The sequence below is a fragment of the Massilia sp. BGA-UO-ETr-WB1 genome (assembly GCF_059567845.1).
In genome coordinates this window covers 250,709-268,025 of sequence record NZ_JCAQOT010000024.1, presented here as the reverse complement: position 1 = coordinate 268,025, position 17,317 = coordinate 250,709, and the positions used below count along the sequence as shown (strand labels likewise).

Below are 17,317 nucleotides of genomic sequence, written 5' to 3'. Positions count from 1 at the left end.
GTTTGTCAGATTTTGTTAATTAAACTGCTAGCAGCGCGAACCAGTAAGCCAGGGTCGCTACCGCGAAACCTATGATCAGCCATAACCATGCGGCCGACGAGAACAGTACCAGCGCCGTAATGAACAGCGCTGCCGTTATGAAAACTTTAACCATCTCGGCGCGAAAATGCGTCCGGAATGCTTTCTTGGCGTCATTCGTTTCGCCCGCGACAATCATCGCGTACACCAGGCTCCCGATGACTGCGATCGCTCCGCCTAAAGCGGCAGACCAGCCTCTCTCAACGCTGCCAAAGTAAGCCGTGGCGGCGGAAAAAAACGTGGCGATTGTGAACTGCAAGGCAACTACTTTAAACACCGGAGAGGCAATGCGTTGCGAAAAATCACTCACTTGCCGGGTTCCCAGAGAAAGCGTATACACCTAAAGACACGGGATTATATTAGGAATTGCTTAGTTTGGTCAAACATGGTGCGCCGCAACATGGCCGTTTGGGCAAGAAAGATACGGTTTTGCATCGATTTTAGAGGGGATGCACCAAGATAGCGCACCGTGGGTGCGCTATCACAGTCGCTATCTTTCCGCAACTGTTGGTATCAGACGGTGCGATGCTAGCCGCGCAGGCGGGTCAGCAGGCCATCCAGCACGTCCAGGTCGGCGAAATCGATCACCATCTGGCCGCGGCCCTTGGCGCCCATCTTGAATACCACCGGCGTGGCCAGCAGATCGGCCAGTTCCTCCTCCAGGCGCAGGATGTCGCCGGACTTGTCCTTCTGCTTGCGCTGGGCCTGCTCGGATTGCTCCTCCTGCGCGCGCTGCACCAGCTTTTCCGTCTCGCGCACCGAAAGACGTTTCGCCACGACAACATTCGCCAGGGTGATCTGGGTCGCGGCATCGACCGCCAGCAGGGCGCGGGCGTGGCCCATGTCGATATCGCCCGCCATCAGCATGGTCTGCACCGGCGCCGCCAGGTTGATCAGCCTTAACAGATTGGAAACAGCGCTGCGCGAACGGCCGACGGCGGTGGCCGCCTGCTCGTGGGTGAAGTCGAAGTCCGTGATCAGGCGCTGGATGCCCTGCGCCTCTTCCAGCGGGTTCAGGTCCTCGCGCTGAATGTTCTCGATCAGCGCCATGGCGGCGGCGGTCTTGTCGTCCACCTCGCGCACCAGTACCGGCACGTTTTCCAGGCCGGCCAGCTGCGCCGCGCGGAAACGGCGTTCGCCGGCGATGATTTCATATTTCACAACGCTGCCCTTGGCCGGCGCGATCGGGCGCACCAGGATGGGCTGCATGATGCCCTGGGTCTTGATCGAGGCGGCCAGCTCGGCCAGCCCGCCCTCGTCCATGCGCGTGCGCGGCTGGTATTTGCCGGCCTGCATGTGCGCCACGGCCAGCTCGGTCGGCGCGCTGCCGTTCGCCGCCGGGTTGGATGGATCGCCGTCGCCGCCCAACAGGGCGTCCAGGCCGCGTCCCAGGCCTTTCAGTTTCTTGGTTGCCATAGTTTTATCCTGTTACATCTTCTTGATGCGCTTGACCATCTCCGCGCCGAAGGCGATGTACGCCTGCGCGCCCTTGGAGGCGGGATCGAAGGTCACGCCCGGCATGCCGTACGACGGCGCTTCGGCCAGGCGCACGTTGCGCGGAATGATGGTCTTGAAGACCTTGTCGCCGAAGTGCTGCTCCAGCTGCGCCGACACCTGCTGCGACAGCGTCATGCGCGGATCGAACATCACGCGCAGCAGGCCGATGATCTTCAGGTCCGGGTTCAGGTTGGCGTGCACCTTCTTGATGGTGTTCACCAGGTCGGACAGGCCTTCCAGCGCGTAGTACTCGCACTGCATCGGAATGATCACGCCGTGCGCGGCGCACAGGCCGTTCAGCGTCAGCATCGACAGCGCGGGCGGGCAATCGATCAGGATGAAGTCGTATTCCTTGTCGACGGCGGCCAGCGCATCCTTCAGGCGGCGCTCGCGGTTGTCCAGCTCCACCATCTCCACTTCGGCGCCGGCCAGCTCGCGGTTGGACGGCAGCACGTCGAAGCGCCCTGCTTCCGAACGCTGGCGCGCCGTGGCCACGTCCGACTGGCCCAGCAGCACTTCATAGGTCGATGCCGCCAGCCCGGCCTTGTTGATGCCCGCGCCCATGGTGGCGTTGCCCTGCGGGTCCAGGTCCACCAGCAATACGCGCTGGTTCAGTTTGGCCAGTCCGGCGGAGAGGTTGACCGTGGTGGTTGTCTTGCCCACGCCGCCCTTTTGATTCGCTACACAAAAAATTTTGGCCATGTACTCTTCTTATTAGTTATATCGTTTATACGGTATAAATCGTTTATATGGTTTATTTAGTTTATACGGTATAAATGATTTATACCGTTTATATCGTTACTGCCTGGCGATGAAAACCAGGTGGCGCTCCGCCTCCAGCCCCGGCACTTTCAAGGCCTGCAGCCGTTCCACTTTCCATGGCGCCGGCAGGCGCTCGCGCTCGTCCTGCGGCGCCGTGCCTTTCAGGGCGATAAAGCGGCCGCCCTCGGCCAGCAGGTGCCCGGACCAGTTCACGAAATCGCTCAGGTCCGCGAAGGCGCGCGACGTGATCACGTCGAACGGCTGCTTGACCTCCAGCTCCTGTACCTTCTTGGTGTACACCGTCACGTTGGCCAGGCCCAGCTCCGCCTTCACCTGCGTCAGGAAGGCGGTCTTCTTGTGCACCGTGTCGATCATCGACAGCTTCATGTCCGGCTTCGAGATCGCCAGCACCACGCCCGGCAGCCCGCCGCCCGCGCCCACGTCCAGCACGTTCTGCGCACCCTGGAAGGCCGGCACGGCGGCCAGCGAGTCCAGCAAATGCAGCGTCATCATCTGCATCGGATCGCGCACCGAGGTCAGGTTGTAGACGCTATTCCACTTGTTCAGCAGCGCCAGGTAATCCAGCAGCTGCTCCTGCTGCGCGGCGGACAGCTCCAGCGCCAGTTCCGCCACGCCCTGCTTCAACACTTCGGCCAATGCTGCTCGGTCGAAAAACTTCATTGCACAGCCTCATCTTTCAAGTTCACGAAACCGCCGAAACCGGTCTTTTTCAGGTGCACCAGCAGCAGCGAAATCGCCGCCGGGGTCACGCCCGAGATGCGCGACGCCTGGCCCAGGGTCTCCGGGCGCTGCGCGTTCAGCTTCTGGCGCACCTCCACCGACAGCGCGGTGATGTCCAGGTAGTTGAAACCTTCCGGCAGTTTCAGGTTGTCGTAGTGCTCGTGGCGCTCCACTTCCTTGCTCTGGCGGTCGATATAGCCCGAATATTTGAGCTGGATTTCCACCTGTTCCTGCACCGCCGCGTCGTCCACGCCGGGGCCGGCCAGGGCCTGCCCTTCCATGCCGGACATGGTCATCAGCTTATCGTAGGCCACGCCCGGACGGCGCAGCAGATCGGCCAGCGAGTACTCGCGTTCGATGGCCTGGCCGATCACGCGTTCCGACTCGTCCGCCGCCAGGATGCGCGGGTTCACCCACGTGGAACGCAGGCGCTCCAGCTCCCTGGCCACGGCTTCGCGCTTGCGGTCGAAGGCTTCCCATTGCGCGTCGCCGACCACGCCCAGCTTGCGGCCGATCTCGGTCAGACGCATGTCCGCGTTGTCTTCGCGCAGGCTCAAACGGTACTCGGCGCGGCTGGTGAACATGCGGTACGGCTCCTGCACGCCCTGCGTCACCAGGTCGTCCACCAGCACGCCCAGGTAGGCTTCCGAGCGCGCCGGGGTCCAGGCTTCCTTGCCCTGGGTCTGCAGCGCGGCGTTGATGCCGGCCAGCATGCCCTGCGCGGCCGCCTCTTCATAGCCGGTGGTGCCGTTGATCTGGCCGGCGAAATACAGGCCGCCCACGGCCTTGGTTTCCAGCGACGCCTTCAGGCCGCGCGGGTCGAAATAGTCGTATTCGATGGCGTAGCCGGGCCGCAGGATGTGGGCGTTTTCCATGCCCTTCATCGAGCGCACCAGCTCGATCTGCACGTCGAATGGCAGGCTGGTGGAGATGCCGTTCGGGTAGAACTCGTTGGTGGTCAGGCCTTCCGGTTCCAGGAAAATCTGGTGCGATTCCTTGGACGAGAAGCGGTGGATCTTGTCCTCGATGGACGGGCAGTAGCGCGGGCCGACACCCTCGATCACGCCGGTGTACATCGGGCTGCGGTCCAGGCCGGCGCGGATGATGTCGTGCGTTTTGGTGTTGGTGTGGGTCACCCAGCACGGCATCTGGCGCGGGTGCATGGCGGTGTTGCCCATGACGGAAAACACCGGCACCGGGTCCAGGTCGCCCGGCTGTTCGGTCATGGCGCTCAGGTCGATGCTGCGGCCGTCGATGCGCGGCGGCGTGCCGGTTTTCAGGCGGCCCTGCGGCAGCTTCAGCTCCTTCAGGCGGGCCGACAGCGAGATCGCGGGCGGGTCGCCGGCGCGGCCGGCCGAATAGTTTTGCAGGCCGACGTGGATCTTACCGTCCAGGAAAGTGCCGGCGGTCAGCACCACGGCCGGGGCCAGGAACTTCAAGCCGATCTGGGTGACGGCGCCGACCACGCGGTCGCCCTCCACCATCAGGTCGTCCACGGCCTGCTGGAACAGCCACAGGTTGGGCTGGTTTTCCAGGCGCGAACGGATGGCCTGCTTGTACAGGATGCGGTCGGCCTGGGCGCGGGTGGCGCGCACGGCTGGGCCTTTGGAGGAATTCAGGATGCGGAACTGGATGCCCGACTCGTCGGTGGCAATCGCCATGGCGCCGCCCATCGCGTCGACTTCCTTGACCAGGTGGCCTTTGCCGATACCGCCGATGGAAGGGTTGCACGACATCTGGCCCAGCGTCTCTATGTTGTGCGTCAGCAAGAGCGTCTTCTGGCCCATGCGGGCAGAAGCAAGGGCCGCCTCGGTGCCGGCGTGACCGCCGCCAACGACGATGACGTCGAATTGGGTAGGAAATAACATTTTTGGTATTGGGGTGAATGCGAGGAATGAGATCAGATTATAGAGTCTTTTTGCTGCTGCGACTTTTTTAGGCAGAAATTTAGACATGAAATTTTCTGATTGTTCCACGTGGAACACTGCGATTGGACAACAAGGGACGTAAAAAAGGGCGCCGAAGCGCCCTCATCCACTGTTCCACGTGAAACAATCACTTCAGGAAAGCGTCGTACCCGGTCTTAAAGATGAGCACCGTCACCACCAGCAAGAACAAGCGGCGCACGAAACCGCTGCCGTGCTTCATCGCCAGCTTGGTGCCGAGCAGCGAGCCGGCCACCTGGCAAGCCGCCATCATCAGGCCCAGCTGCCACAGCAAGTGGCCCGAGTAGCCGAACCACATCAGCGCGGCGAAGTTGCAGGCCACGTTCACCACCTTCGCCACGGCGGAAGCCGCCAGGAAGTCGAAGCCGAAGAAGCGCACGAACAGGAACACCAGGAAGCTGCCGGTGCCGGGGCCGAAGAAGCCGTCGTAGAAACCGATCAGCGCGCCGCAGCCGACGGCCATCAGGCGCTCCCTGGCGCCGGTGTGCAGCGGCGCGTGGATGCTGCCGAAGTCCTTGCGCCAGAAGGTGTACACCGCCACGGCGATCAGCACGATGGGCAGCAGGGTGCGCATGAAGTCCGGCGGGATCTTGGTGACGGTGTAGGCGCCGAGGAAGGCGAACACGAAAGCGGCCATCGCGGCCGGCGCCGCCGTGGTCCAGGCGATGCTGACGCGGCGCGCATAGTTGACCGCCGCCGCCGCCGTGCCGAAGATGCCGGCCAGCTTGCTGGTGCCGAGCAGCGTGGCCGGGGCGGTGTTGCCAAACACCGAGAACAGCACCGGGATCTGGATCAGGCCGCCGCCGCCCACTACCGCATCCACCAGCCCGGCCGCAAACGCCGCCACGCCCAACACCAGAATATCAACAACCATAACGCCCCATGAACGCCGCCCGCGCGGCAAGTTAGAAGCTCATCATTGTACGGAAGAAAGTTGCAAGCCGTCCGCCACGAACCGGGCTGAGCCGCATTCGGGGTCAGGCCCCGAATGCGGCTCAGCTCGCTAGATTTTGGTGTAAGCTGGAATGCCAACATTCCACGCCGGCTAGCAGCCGACCTCGCCATGAACGACTTCCCTGCTTTCGCTTTCAGCACCGTTGCCCACATCGTTTCTGAACTGGGCGCGGCCCGGAAACTGGGCGAGCATGTGCGCTCCCGCTTTCCCGCCGCGCGCCGCGCGCTGCTGGTGACCGACCCGGGTTTCCTGAAAACCGGCTTGGTGCAGGCGCCGGCAGACAGCCTGGGCGCCGAAGGGTTCCACGTGAAAATCTATTCGGACGTGGTGGCGGACCCGCCGGAGCAGGTGGTGCTGACGGCAGTGGCCGCCGCGCGCGAGCATGACGCGGATCTGGTCATCGGCCTCGGCGGCGGCAGTTCGATGGATGTGGCCAAGCTGATCGCGGTGCTGGCGGGCGGCGAGCAGCCGCTGTCGGCCATCTACGGCATCGGCAACGTGAAGGGCGCGCGCCTGCCGCTGGTGCAGATTCCCACCACCGCCGGCACCGGCTCCGAGGTCACCAATATCGCCATCGTCACCACCGGCGAGACCACCAAGATGGGCGTGGTGGCGCCGCAGCTGTACGCGGACCTGGCGATCCTGGATGCCGAGCTGACCATGGGCCTGCCCGCCATGGTGACGGCCGCCACCGGCATCGATGCCATGGTGCACGCGATCGAGGCCTACACCAGCCGCCACAAGAAGAACCCGCTGTCGGACATGCTGGCGCGCCAGGCGCTGGGCCTGCTGTCCCGCAACCTGATCCCGGCCTGCGAGAACGGCAAGAACCTGGCCGCGCGCCAAGCCATGCTGCTGGGCGCGATGCTGGCGGGCCAGGCCTTCTCGAACGCGCCGGTGGCGGCGGTGCACGCACTGGCGTACCCGATCGGCGGCATCTTCCACGTGCCGCACGGCTTGTCGAACTCGCTGGTGCTGCCGCACGTGATGCGCTTCAACGCGCCGGCGGCGGCGCCGCTGTATGCAGAACTGGCCGGCATCGTGGTGCCGCATGCGGAGGGCTCGGTGGAGGCGAGGGCCGAAGCGCTCGTTGTTGCAATGCAGCAGATTGCCGTCATCTCGGGGATAGAGCGGACCCTGCAGCAAGTCGGCATCGCAGAGGCCGACCTGGACCGGCTGGCCGATGACGCCATGCTGCAGACCCGCCTGCTGGGCAACAATCCGCGCGAGGTGACGCGGGCGGACGCCAGGGCGATCTACGCCGCCGCGCTGTAGGAACGCAGCGCGCCAGGCGCCTGCGCATCAATCCGATCAACAATAGGCCGACGCCGCCGGGATGCGCAGCGTCAGTTCGGTGCCCTGCCCCGGCGCGCTCGCTATATCCAGTGTTCCGTCCAGCTGCGCCGCCCGTTCGCGCATGCCGGGCAAGCCCCAGTGGCCGGGGCGCGATCCCGCGCCCAGCACGTCCTGCGCGATGCCCACGCCGTCATCCTTGACACTCAGCACCAAGCCGTCCGCCTTGTACGCCAGCACCACGTCCAACGCCGTGGCGCGCGCGTGCGCCGCGACATTGGACAAGGCCTCGCTGCCGATGCGGTAAATATCGTAGACCGCCTCCTCCCGCAACGCGCGCGGCCGGCCCTTAGTCGTCATGCGGAACGTCAGCCCATGTTCCGCCGCCAGCTCGCCGCCAGCCTCCGCCAGCGCCCCTGCTATGCCCTGTTCCAGCAAGACCGGGTGGCGCAGGTCACGCACCCGGTCGCGGCCTTCCGTCAGCACTTGCTCGGCGCGGTCCAGCGCGGAGTCCATCGCCAGCCTTGCGGGTTCGGCGGCGGGCAGGCGCTGCGCCGCCGCGTGGACACGCAGTATCAAGCCCTGGATGCCCTGCAGCAGCGTGTCGTGCAGTTCGCGTGCGATGCGCTCGCGCTCGGCCTGCCGCCCTTCCAGGTGCGCCTGCACCCGCGCCGCCAGCTGGCGCACCCGCATACAGTACAGCAGCCATAGCGACAGACCGCCCAGGCCGCCGCACAGGCCCTTGAACCACAGCGTCTGGTACCACGCGGGCGGCAGGGTGACCGCCATGCCGGGGCCGGCCTGGCCCCAGGCGCCGCCGGCGCTGGACGCCATTACGCGGAAGCGGTAGCTGCCCGGCCCCAAGCCGGTGTAGAACGCCTGGCGCCGCGCGCCCGCCTCCTGCCACTCCTTGTCATAGCCTTCCAGCATGTAGCGGAAGCGCGTGCGCTCCGGCATCGCCAGTTCGGGCGCGCTGTAGTCGAACTGCAGGTTCTGCATGCCCACCGGCAGCGCCGCGGCGCCAAGATTAGGGTACAGCTTGCCGCCCGCGCTCAACGACTGCACCTGCGCCTCCGGTGCCGACAGGTAGCGCGGCAGGTGCAGCGGGTCCAGCCAGAACTGCCCGTTGGACGTGGACACCCACAGCTTGCCGTCGGCGGCCAGCGCCAGCCCGGCAGCGCTGAACTGGCTGCCCCGGCCCTGCAAGCCGTCGGCCTCGTCGAACACGCGCGGGCGCACGATGTGGGCGGGATCGGCCAGCAGGGCGCGCAGGTCTTCCGGGCTGATGCGCAGCAAGCCCGCGCCGGTGAGCAGCCACAGGCTGCCGTCCGGCGCCGCCTGCATCGACGAGGTGCTTTCCAGCAGCGCCGCCGGCTCGGCGCGCACGCGCACAAACCGGTCTTGCCGCGACAGCGGGTCTTGCCGCAACAGCGCCAGGCCCTGCATGCCGCCAGCCCAGATGCGGCCGCCGAATTCGCGCAAGGCGATGACGCGGCCCAGCGCCAGGCCTTCCGCCGCGCCATAGGTGCGCACCGGCGCGGCGCCGTCCAGCATGGCGATGCGGTTGTCGATATAGCCGAACCATTGCCGGCCCTGGCTGTCGCCCAGCATGGAAAACGCGGCATCCGGGATCAGCCTGCTGTCCACGCTCCACAGGCCGCCGCTGTAGCGGAACACGCCGCCGCGCACGATGGAGGCCCAGATGGCGCCGGACTTGTCCTGCATCAGGCTGTGCACGTGCCCCTTGTAGCCCCCCGGCGGATAGGCGACCTCGCGCACGGCGGAGGCGCTGTCCCGCTTGTGTTCCTCGCCCTGCTCCAGCCGGTAGATGCCCGCGCGCCCGCCCAGCCACAGTTCGCCGCCCTGCCCGCGCAGCGCTGCCGATACCGCAACCGGCAGCGCCGGCTGCGCCTGCCAGAAAGTGGCGTCGGGCCGCGCCAGCGTCCAGGGAAAATTCTTGGAGGGCATGGCCAGCCACATGCCGTCGCCGCCGGCCGGCAGCAAGTCCGCGTTGGCCAGGTTCACGCCCGGCTCGGCGGCCGGAACGGCGGTCAGGGCGGCGCGGCGGAAGCGGTCCAGGCCCTTGTCGGTGGCGATCCAGACGGTGCCGCTGTCGTCTTCCAGCATGCTGTGCACCACGCTGCCGCTCAGGCCTTCGCCGTGGCCGTAGGCTTGCGTCTGCGGCGCCAGCATGCGGCCCGGCGCGGCGCGCGCGGTGGCCGGATCGCTCAGCCGGTACAGCCGGTCCTTGCCGTCGAACCATAGCGTGCCGTGGCGGTCGGCCAGCATGCTGCCGCTCTCGCCGGCCGGGTCGCGGTAGACCCAGGCGCTGTCGTCCTCGTAGCGTTCCAGGCTGTCGAGCAGGCGGATGCCGCGCTGCTCCAGGAAATAGATGCGGCCGTCCTTGTCCTGCTGCGGCGGCTGGCGCGTGTCCAGCTTGCCGATCGGCGGGCCGAAGCGGGTGGCGCCCTTGGGCATCAGGAACAAACCCCGCTCGGTGAAAGCGGCCACGGTGCCGTGGCGGTCCACGAACACGGCGGACGCCTTGCGCGCCGTGAAGCCCTGCTGCGGGCCCATCTGCTGCCAGCGCCTGCCGTCGTAGCGGGCCAGTCCGGTCAAGCCGGCGGCCCAGACGCCGCCCTGCTGGTCGAAGGCGAAGCCCCAGATGGTGCCCTTCTGCAGGCCGTCGGCCACGGTGAAATTGCTCACCGCGCCGTCGCGCAGAAGGCTCACTCCGCCGATGCTCCAGCCTATCCACAGCCCACCGCCCGGCGCGGCCTTCATCACGTTGACGTCCTTGTCGGGCAGCTGGCCGCGCAGCGGCTGGTACAGCTCGAAGCGGGTGCCGTCGAAGCGCACCAGGCCGCTGTCCGAGCCCATCCAAAGATAGCCGTCGCGGGTCGACGCCAGTGCGCGCAGGTCGCCCGGCACGCCGTCGCGCTGCAGCCACGAGGTGTGGTGCAGCTGCTGCAGCTTCGCATCGGCTTCGATGGCCCAGCCCTTATGCAACGGAGACAGGCAACAGGCCAGGGCCAGTGTGATTGTTAATGCGCGCGTTTTCCCCTTGCCCATGCAGCGGCTTCTTTCAGTTGTTTCGGAGGAAAGATTGTAGCGTGGCCTTTGGCCGGCCGAGGCCGGCCAAAGGCATGCCGCGGAAAATACTTAGTTGGGCACGTCCACCGTGGTGCTGGTGGCGGTGATGGCGTTGGCGCCGGCCGACGCGGCGATCGGCGGCAGGTTGGCCACCGTGATCGGCACCGCGTTGCTGGCGCGCGTGGTGGTGCGCACCAGTTGCGACGGCGGCAGCGGCGCGCCGCTGGGGTTGCGCAGGTTGGCGTACACCGCGTCCAGCGCGCGGAACAGGTACACGTGCAGCGGCACCACGTTGGCCGGCAGCGCATTGCTGAACGAGTCGAAGTGGTTGGCGTTGGTCACCTCGATGTAGCGCAGCTTGCTGGCACTGCCCTCCACGCTGGCGTTCAGGCCGAGATAGGCGCGCGACGCATGGTTGACCGGGATCAGCGCGTCGCTGCGGCCGGACACGATGATGGCCGGCTTGCCTTTCAGGTTGCCGCTGGCCTGCACTTCGGCGATGCCCGCTTTCACGCGCGCGCTCTGCTCGGCCAGCGTGCCGCTCAGCGCCGCGCCCGTGACCGGGTTGCTGCCGGTGGCCAGCGAGCGCAGGCACAGGAAGCCGTCCAGCGACTGGTCGGCCGCATTGGTCGACGGCGACACGCCCAGGTTGTAGGCCTTGGCGCCGCCCACCGAGTTCTCATAGATCACGCTGCCGATGATGCCGTTCTGGGTGGCGAAGCTGGACGCCTTGACGGCGGCCGTCATCACGGCCGGCGCGCCGGCTGCGTCCACCCCCGCAAAGGTGAAGCCGCACACCTTGTCGAGCGCGCTGAACTTGCCGTAGGCGTAGGCGTAGGTCACCGCCACCAGGATGTTGGTGCCGGCGTGCGCGGCCTGCAGCACGTCGGATTCCGCGTTCCAGCCGTAGGCCTTCAGGCGGGCCCTGGCGTCGTTCTGCTGGTCGGCCAGGCTGCTGCCGGTCAGCAGGCCCTTGGCGGCCAGCGCGCCGCAGCGGCCGCCGGCGACGGTTTCGGCCAGGCAGGGCTGGTACAGCGCGGCGAAGGTCGAGTAGTCGAACAGCGGCTTGGCCTGGGACGGCACAGGAACGCCGCCAAGGCGCACCGAGTAGCCGGTGGCTGTCCTGGGCTGGATTTGCGGCTCGGTGGCCGCCACGGCGCTGATAAGGCCCTTGGTGTCCTGCTCGGCAGCCAGCAGGGCGGAGCCGGCGCCGTTCGAGATGCTGGACGCGATCGCCACGCTGTTCTTCGGCGTCAGCCGCACCAGGTGGCTCTTGCCGTCCGACGCCAGCTGGCCGTAGCGCTCGTTCAGCACGTAGTAGGCGAATTCCACCGCCTGCAGGGTGATCTTGCCCCAGTCTTTCTCTGGATTCTGCTGCGAGTGCGCGTGCTTGAAGGCGACCCGGCCCGGGTTGCCTGCCGCGAAGGCGGCGCGCTCGGCCTCGGTGTAGGCCGGCGCGAAGTTGGCGTTCTTGCCGGCCGCCGCGCGCGTGGCGCGCTGGCCGTTCTGCAGGTTCACGCTGTCGTCCTCGAAGGTGTACAGGCCGATGCCGCTGCCCTTGTCGGCATAGGCCACGGCGCAGTTGTTCTTCAGGCCCCACTCCCCGGCGCTGCCGATGGCGCCGTAGATGCCGCGCGAGCCGCTGGAAACGCCGGTGACGATGCAGGGATTGACCGGGTCGAACGTGGCCGGCACCTGCACCAGCAGGGTCACGTTCTGCTTGCCGGTGCCGTCGTCCGCGTAGGCCACGTATTCGGTGCCGGCCACCTTGCCCTCGCCGCTGCCGGCCACGCCGGCCGCGTTCACGTTGGGGCCGTACATGGTGCCGTAGCCGCTGTTGGCGTTGATGTCGAGCACGGCGCGGTAATTGCCGTGGATGGCGTTGCGGCGCAGTTCGGCGGCGGTCGGTTTCAGCGGGTCGGCGTAGGCGGGCGCGGCGGCGGCCAGGCCGGTGCGGCCCAGGCCCGCCGTCAGCAGGTCGTCCGTGTTGCCGTCGTAGCTGGTGCTGGTGACCGCGCCCAGGTAGGACGGCAGCACGTTCAGTTCTTCCGGCGCGTTGCTGCTGTCGCCGCAGGACGCGAGCGTGGCCACGGCGGCGGCCATCGCGGTGAGCTTGGCCATGCGGATATTGTTCTTGTTCATGTCTCCTCCATGCTTGCAGTTGGTTGTAAATCGGAAGTAAAAAAAACGCCGGACGAATCCGGCGTTGTTGCTGGTTCAGGCTGGCTTCTTGTGATCGAAGCGCGCCACGATTTCCCCTATTATTCCGCGCCGGAACAGCAGCACGCAGGCCACGAAGATCAGGCCCGTCACCATGCTGACCGCTTCGCCCAGCGTGTTGAACCACTCCACGCCGGTGAGGCTGGCGAGGAAGGTGCCGATGTCGCCCAGCTTGTTCTCCAGCAGGATGATGATGACCGCGCCCAGCATCGGACCGGCCAGCGTGCCCATGCCGCCCACCAGGGTCATCAGGATCACCAGGCCGGACATGGTCCAGTGCACGTCGGTCAGCGTTTCAAAGCCCAGCACCACGGTCTTGGTGGCGCCGGCCAGGCCGGCCAGCGCGGCCGACAGCACGAAGGCCATCAGCTTGTACTTGTCGACGTCGTAGCCCAGCGAGATGGCGCGCGGCTCGTTTTCCTTGATGGCCTTGAGCACCTGGCCGAACGGCGAATGCACGGTGCGCACGATCAGCGCGAAGCCGGCCACGCAGATGGCCAGCACCACGAAGTACAGCACGGTGTCGTTGGCCAGGTCGAGCGCGCCCAGCAGTTTTCCACGTGGAACGCCCTGCAGGCCGTCCTCGCCGCCGGTGAACGGCGCGCGCAGCGCGCCGAAGTACACCATCTGCGCCAGCGCCAGCGTGATCATGGAGAAGTAGATGCCCTGGCGGCGGATCGCCAGGCCGCCCATCACCAGGCCGATCAGGGCGGCAGCGGCCACGCCGGCCAGCAGGCCCAGCTCGAACGGCCAGCCCATGTCGCGCAGCATGTAGCCGGCCACGTAGCCGGCGCCGCCGAAGAAGGCCGCGTGGCCGAAGGACAGCAGGCCGGTGAAGCCGATCAGCAGGTTGAAGGCGCAGGCGAACAGCGAGAAGCACAGCAGCTTCATCAGGAACACCGGATAGCCGACGAAGGGGGCGGCCAGCGCGATGGCGAAGGCGATGGCATAGCCTATGTTTTTATTCATGGGATGAATTCCTCGGTTCTCTTATTTCTCTTTGCCGAACAGGCCGGCGGGACGCAGCAGCAGCACGATGACCATCACCACGAACACCACCACGGACGAACCCTCCGGATACAGCACGCGGGTCAGGCCCTCGATCACGCCGAGCGCCAGGCCGGTCAGGATGGAGCCCATGATGGAACCCATGCCGCCGATCACCACCACGGCGAACACCACGATGATGAGGTTCGAGCCCATCAGCGGCGAGACCTGGATGATGGGCGCGGCCAGCACCCCGGCGAAGCCCGCCAGCGCCACGCCGAAGCCGTAGGTCAGGGTCACCATCAGCGGCACGTTGATGCCGAACGCTTCCACCAGCTTGGGGTTCTCGGTGCCGGCGCGCAGGTAGGAGCCGAGCTTGGTTTTCTCGATCACGTACCAGGTCGCCAGGCACACGGCCAGCGACGCCACCACCACGAAGGCGCGGTAGTTGGGCAGGAACATGAAGCCGAGGTCGGTGGCGCCCTGCAGCAGCGCCGGCGTCTCGAACGGCTGGCCGGACACGCCGTAGAAGGAGCGGAACACGCCCTCCACCACCAGGGTGATGCCGAAGGTGAGCAGCAGGCCGTACAGGTGGTCCAGCTTGTAGAGCCAGCGCAGCATGGTCTTTTCAATGACGATGCCGAACAGTCCGACCACGATGGGGGCCAGCGCCAGCATGGCCCAGTAATTCAGGCCGAAATAGGTCATGCCCATCCAGGCCAGGAAAGCGCCCATCATGTACAGGGCGCCGTGGGAAAAATTGATGACGTTCAGCAGGCCGAAGATCACGGCCAGGCCGAGCGACAGCATGGCATAAAAGGAACCGTTGACGAGTCCCAGCAACAGCTGGCTCATCCACGCGGACAAGGGGATATCGGTTATAGCCATGGCTCGCGAGATAAAAAATCACCGGGACCGGTGATGTGGTAAAGACATGCCGCCCCCTGCGGGGGCGGCGCGGGTGCAACTAACTTACTTCCAGAGTGCGCACTTGGTTTCGGCCTTGGTCACATAAGCCTGGTCGCCGGGGATGGTGGCCACCACCTTGTAGTAGTCCCAGGGGTATTTCGATTCCGCCGGCTTCTTCACTTCCATCAGATACATGTCGTGCACCATGCGGCCGTCCTGGCGGATCACGCCGCCCTTGGCGAACATGTCGTTGATCGGGGTTTTCTTCAGGTGCGCCATGACCTTGTCCGAGTCGTCCGTGCCGACCGCTTTCACGGCCTTCAGGTAGTTCGCGGTGGCCGAGTAGTCGGCCGCCTGCAGCATCGACGGCTCCTTCTTCATCTTCTCGAAATAGCGCTTGGACCAGGCGCGGGTGTCCGCGTTCAGGTCCCAGTACCAGCCGTCGGTCAGGTACATGCCCTGGGTGGTGCTCAGGCCCAGCGAATGCACGTCGTTGATGAAGATCAGCAGGCCGGCCAGCTTCATCTTCTTGGTGATGCCGAACTCGTTGGCCGCCTTGATGGAGTTGATGGCGTCGCCGCCGGCATTGGCCAGGCCCAGGATCTGCGCGCCGGACGACTGCGCCTGCAGCAGGAAGGACGAGAAGTCCGACGCCGACAGCGGGTGCTTGACGCTGCCCAGCACCTTGCCGCCGGACGCCTTCACCACGTCCGCCGTGTCCTTCTCGAGCGACTGGCCGAAGGCGTAGTCGGCCGTCATGAAGTACCAGTTCTTGCCGCCCTGCTTGGCGATGGCGCCGCCGGTGCCGCGCGCCAGCGCCACGGTGTCGTAGGCGTAGTGCACGGTGTAGGGCGTGCATTCCTCGTTGGTCAGGCGGGCCGAGCCGGCGCCGATGGAAATGAAGATCTTCTTCTTCTCGGAGGCCACCTTGGCCATGGCCAGGTTGGCGCCCGAGTTGGTGCCGCCGATCAGCAGGTCCACGCCCTGCTGGTCGAACCATTCGCGCGCCTTGGAGGCGGCGATGTCGGCCTTGTTCTGGTGGTCGGCGGAGACGAATTCAACTTTCTTGCCGGCGATGACCACGCCGGCATCGGCGATTGCCATCTTGATCGCTTCCGCGCCGCCCAGGCCGTCGATATCGGAATACAGGCCGGACATGTCGGTGATGAAGCCGATCTTGATGGTGTCGCCGGACACCTGGGCTTGCGCGCCGCAGGCCAGGCCCAGGGCGCATGCTGCTGCGGTTGCGGTGGCGATAGTTTTGAGTTTCATTTTTTGTCTCCGTCCTAAGGGTTTTGTAGTGGTACGGTAAAAATTCAGACGCCGAGCAGTTCGGTCAACACCGGCATCTTTGCGCTCAACTCCGATGCAGCAAAAGTCTCGACGATCTGACCATGCTCCATCACGTAAAACCGGTCCGCCAACGGAGCGGCGAAGCGGAAATTCTGTTCCACCATGACGATGGTGTAGCCCTTCGCTTTCAGGGTCAAAATCATGCGCGCCAGGCCCTGCACGATGACCGGCGCCAGGCCTTCCGAAATCTCGTCCAGCAGCAGCAGGCGGGCGCCGGTGCGCAGGATGCGCGCCACGGCCAGCATCTGCTGCTCGCCGCCCGACAGCCGCGTGCCCTGGCTGTGCTTGCGTTCCTCCAGGTTGGGGAACATGGCGTAGATTTCCTCGATCGGCATGCCCTTCTCGCCGGTGGCCAGCTGCGGCGGCAGCAGCAGGTTTTCCTCGGTCGACAGCGACGCGAAAATGCCGCGCTCCTCGGGACAATAGCCGATGCCGAGGTGGGCCACTTTGTGCGTCGGCAAATCGATCGCTTCCACCCCGTTCACCTTGATCGAGCCCTTGCGCGCGCCGGTCAGGCCCATGATGGCGCGCAAGGTGGTGGTGCGGCCGGCGCCGTTACGGCCCAGCAAGGTCACCACTTCGCCCGGCTGCACCGCGATGTTCACGTCGTGCAGGATGTGCGATTCGCCGTACCACGCCTGCAGATTGCTGATTTCCAGTGCGGCCGCCATCAGTGCGCCCCCACCAGTTCGGTTGCTTCCGTGCCCATATATGCTTCCATCACCTGCGGGTTTTTCGACACCTCGGCATAGCTGCCTTCGGCCAGCATGGCGCCGCGCTGCAGCACCGAGATCTTGTCGCAAATGCCAGACACCACGTTCATATTGTGTTCCACCATCAAAATGGTGCGGCCGGCCGATACCTTCTTGATCAGCTCGGTTACGCGGTGCACGTCCTCGTGGCCCATGCCCTGGGTCGGCTCGTCCAGCAGCATCAGCTCCGGCTCCATCGCCAGCGTGGTGGCGATCTCCAGCGCGCGCTTGCGGCCGTAGGGCATGTCCACGGTGATGGTGTCGGCGAACTCGGTCAGGTCCACCTCGGCCAGCAATTGCATGGCGCGCGCGTTCAGCTGGTCCAGCGAGCGCTCGCTCTGCCAGAAGTGGAAGGTGGTGCCCAGCTGGCGCTGCAGGCCGATGCGCACGTTCTGCAGCACCGTGAGGTGGGGAAAGACGGCGGAAATCTGGAAAGAACGTATCACCCCCATGCGCGCGATGTGCGCCGGCTTGGCGGCGGTGATGTCCTTGCCGTTGAACAGGATCTGGCCCGAGGTCGGCACCAGGAACTTGGTCAGCAAGTTGAAGCAGGTGGTCTTGCCGGCGCCGTTAGGGCCTATCAAGGCGTGGATGTGGCCGCGCTGGACCTTCAGATTCACGTCGTTTACAGCAGTGAAACCCTTGAATTCCTTGGTCAAATTTCTTGTTTCCAAGATAAAGTTTGACATCGTATCTCCTGGTTATTCTTTATAAACTGCCAAATTTTCAAC

Annotated in this window: 14 protein-coding genes; 1 reads left to right on the top strand and 13 read right to left on the bottom strand. The window is 65.6% G+C overall.

The annotated features are described in order from the left end of the window. Positions 1-19: 19 nt before the first annotated feature. The 6 genes from AC56DV_RS14340 to AC56DV_RS14315 form a co-directional block, all read right to left on the bottom strand. Entirely contained in the window at positions 20-388 is a 369-nt protein-coding gene (locus tag AC56DV_RS14340) for an ATP synthase subunit I (protein WP_496314954.1), read from the bottom strand. 218 nt (positions 389-606) lie between these two features. Continuing rightward, on the bottom strand, positions 607-1,494 hold the full coding sequence (locus AC56DV_RS14335; protein ID WP_496314953.1) for a ParB/RepB/Spo0J family partition protein: 888 nt from the start codon (positions 1,492-1,494) through the stop codon (positions 607-609). A 12-nt stretch (positions 1,495-1,506) separates the two neighbouring features. Then, a complete protein-coding gene (locus tag AC56DV_RS14330) occupies positions 1,507-2,277 on the bottom strand; it encodes a ParA family protein (protein WP_057154285.1) in 771 nt (256 codons plus the stop codon). A gap of 96 nt (positions 2,278-2,373) precedes the next feature. After that, positions 2,374-3,018 carry a 16S rRNA (guanine(527)-N(7))-methyltransferase RsmG gene (gene rsmG, locus AC56DV_RS14325; protein ID WP_496314952.1) on the bottom strand — a complete coding sequence of 215 codons (645 nt, stop codon included), beginning with the start codon at positions 3,016-3,018 and terminating at the stop codon, positions 2,374-2,376. Next, positions 3,015-4,946 (bottom strand): tRNA uridine-5-carboxymethylaminomethyl(34) synthesis enzyme MnmG, encoded by a 1,932-nt coding sequence (mnmG, locus tag AC56DV_RS14320; RefSeq protein WP_496314951.1) that lies wholly within the window; start codon positions 4,944-4,946, stop codon positions 3,015-3,017. Before mnmG ends, rsmG begins: the two co-directional genes overlap by 4 nt. Positions 4,947-5,133: 187 nt before the next feature. Beyond that, positions 5,134-5,898 carry a sulfite exporter TauE/SafE family protein gene (locus AC56DV_RS14315; protein ID WP_496314950.1) on the bottom strand — a complete coding sequence of 255 codons (765 nt, stop codon included), beginning with the start codon at positions 5,896-5,898 and terminating at the stop codon, positions 5,134-5,136. Positions 5,899-6,087: 189 nt separating this feature from the next. Here AC56DV_RS14315 and AC56DV_RS14310 point away from each other — a divergent pair, with 189 nt between their 5' ends. Next, positions 6,088-7,254 (top strand): iron-containing alcohol dehydrogenase, encoded by a 1,167-nt coding sequence (locus AC56DV_RS14310; RefSeq protein WP_496314949.1) that lies wholly within the window; start codon positions 6,088-6,090, stop codon positions 7,252-7,254. A gap of 36 nt (positions 7,255-7,290) precedes the next feature. Here the strand turns inward: AC56DV_RS14310 and AC56DV_RS14305 are convergent, their stop codons facing one another. The 7 genes from AC56DV_RS14305 to AC56DV_RS14275 all read right to left on the bottom strand — a co-directional run bounded on the left by AC56DV_RS14305 (position 7,291) and on the right by AC56DV_RS14275 (position 17,275). Continuing rightward, positions 7,291-10,281 carry a sensor histidine kinase gene (locus tag AC56DV_RS14305; RefSeq protein ID WP_496314948.1) on the bottom strand — a complete coding sequence of 997 codons (2,991 nt, stop codon included), beginning with the start codon at positions 10,279-10,281 and terminating at the stop codon, positions 7,291-7,293. Positions 10,282-10,434: 153 nt separating this feature from the next. After that, positions 10,435-12,507 carry a 3-hydroxybutyrate oligomer hydrolase family protein gene (locus tag AC56DV_RS14300; RefSeq protein ID WP_496314947.1) on the bottom strand — a complete coding sequence of 691 codons (2,073 nt, stop codon included), beginning with the start codon at positions 12,505-12,507 and terminating at the stop codon, positions 10,435-10,437. Between the two features lie 75 nt (positions 12,508-12,582). Continuing rightward, entirely contained in the window at positions 12,583-13,554 is a 972-nt protein-coding gene (locus AC56DV_RS14295) for a branched-chain amino acid ABC transporter permease (RefSeq protein ID WP_496314946.1), read from the bottom strand. Between the two features lie 21 nt (positions 13,555-13,575). Further along, the gene (locus AC56DV_RS14290) at positions 13,576-14,460 is read right to left on the bottom strand and encodes a branched-chain amino acid ABC transporter permease (RefSeq protein WP_496314945.1); all 885 of its coding nucleotides are present in this window, start codon (positions 14,458-14,460) and stop codon (positions 13,576-13,578) included. 84 nt (positions 14,461-14,544) lie between these two features. Next, on the bottom strand, positions 14,545-15,753 hold the full coding sequence (locus AC56DV_RS14285; RefSeq protein ID WP_496314944.1) for an ABC transporter substrate-binding protein: 1,209 nt from the start codon (positions 15,751-15,753) through the stop codon (positions 14,545-14,547). Between the two features lie 44 nt (positions 15,754-15,797). Continuing rightward, complete coding sequence (locus tag AC56DV_RS14280; protein ID WP_496314943.1) at positions 15,798-16,505, bottom strand: ABC transporter ATP-binding protein; 708 nt, start codon at positions 16,503-16,505, stop codon at positions 15,798-15,800. Beyond that, positions 16,505-17,275 carry an ABC transporter ATP-binding protein gene (locus AC56DV_RS14275; protein WP_496314942.1) on the bottom strand — a complete coding sequence of 257 codons (771 nt, stop codon included), beginning with the start codon at positions 17,273-17,275 and terminating at the stop codon, positions 16,505-16,507. Before AC56DV_RS14275 ends, AC56DV_RS14280 begins: the two co-directional genes overlap by 1 nt. Positions 17,276-17,317: the final 42 nt, after the last annotated feature.

Excerpts from the sequence above, each read along its gene's own strand:
- AC56DV_RS14335 (WP_496314953.1), bottom strand. The coding sequence starts at position 1,494 with ATGGCAACCAAGAAACTGAAAGGCCTGGGACGCGGCCTGGACGCCCTG.
- AC56DV_RS14275 (WP_496314942.1), bottom strand. The coding sequence starts at position 17,275 with ATGTCAAACTTTATCTTGGAAACAAGAAATTTGACCAAGGAATTCAAG.
- mnmG (WP_496314951.1), bottom strand. The coding sequence starts at position 4,946 with ATGTTATTTCCTACCCAATTCGACGTCATCGTCGTTGGCGGCGGTCAC.
- AC56DV_RS14280 (WP_496314943.1), bottom strand. The coding sequence starts at position 16,505 with ATGGCGGCCGCACTGGAAATCAGCAATCTGCAGGCGTGGTACGGCGAA.
- AC56DV_RS14290 (WP_496314945.1), bottom strand. The coding sequence starts at position 14,460 with ATGGCTATAACCGATATCCCCTTGTCCGCGTGGATGAGCCAGCTGTTG.
- rsmG (WP_496314952.1), bottom strand. The coding sequence starts at position 3,018 with ATGAAGTTTTTCGACCGAGCAGCATTGGCCGAAGTGTTGAAGCAGGGC.
- AC56DV_RS14330 (WP_057154285.1), bottom strand. The coding sequence starts at position 2,277 with ATGGCCAAAATTTTTTGTGTAGCGAATCAAAAGGGCGGCGTGGGCAAG.
- AC56DV_RS14300 (WP_496314947.1), bottom strand. The coding sequence starts at position 12,507 with ATGAACAAGAACAATATCCGCATGGCCAAGCTCACCGCGATGGCCGCC.
- AC56DV_RS14285 (WP_496314944.1), bottom strand. The coding sequence starts at position 15,753 with ATGAAACTCAAAACTATCGCCACCGCAACCGCAGCAGCATGCGCCCTG.
- AC56DV_RS14315 (WP_496314950.1), bottom strand. The coding sequence starts at position 5,898 with ATGGTTGTTGATATTCTGGTGTTGGGCGTGGCGGCGTTTGCGGCCGGG.
- AC56DV_RS14310 (WP_496314949.1), top strand. The coding sequence starts at position 6,088 with ATGAACGACTTCCCTGCTTTCGCTTTCAGCACCGTTGCCCACATCGTT.
- AC56DV_RS14295 (WP_496314946.1), bottom strand. The coding sequence starts at position 13,554 with ATGAATAAAAACATAGGCTATGCCATCGCCTTCGCCATCGCGCTGGCC.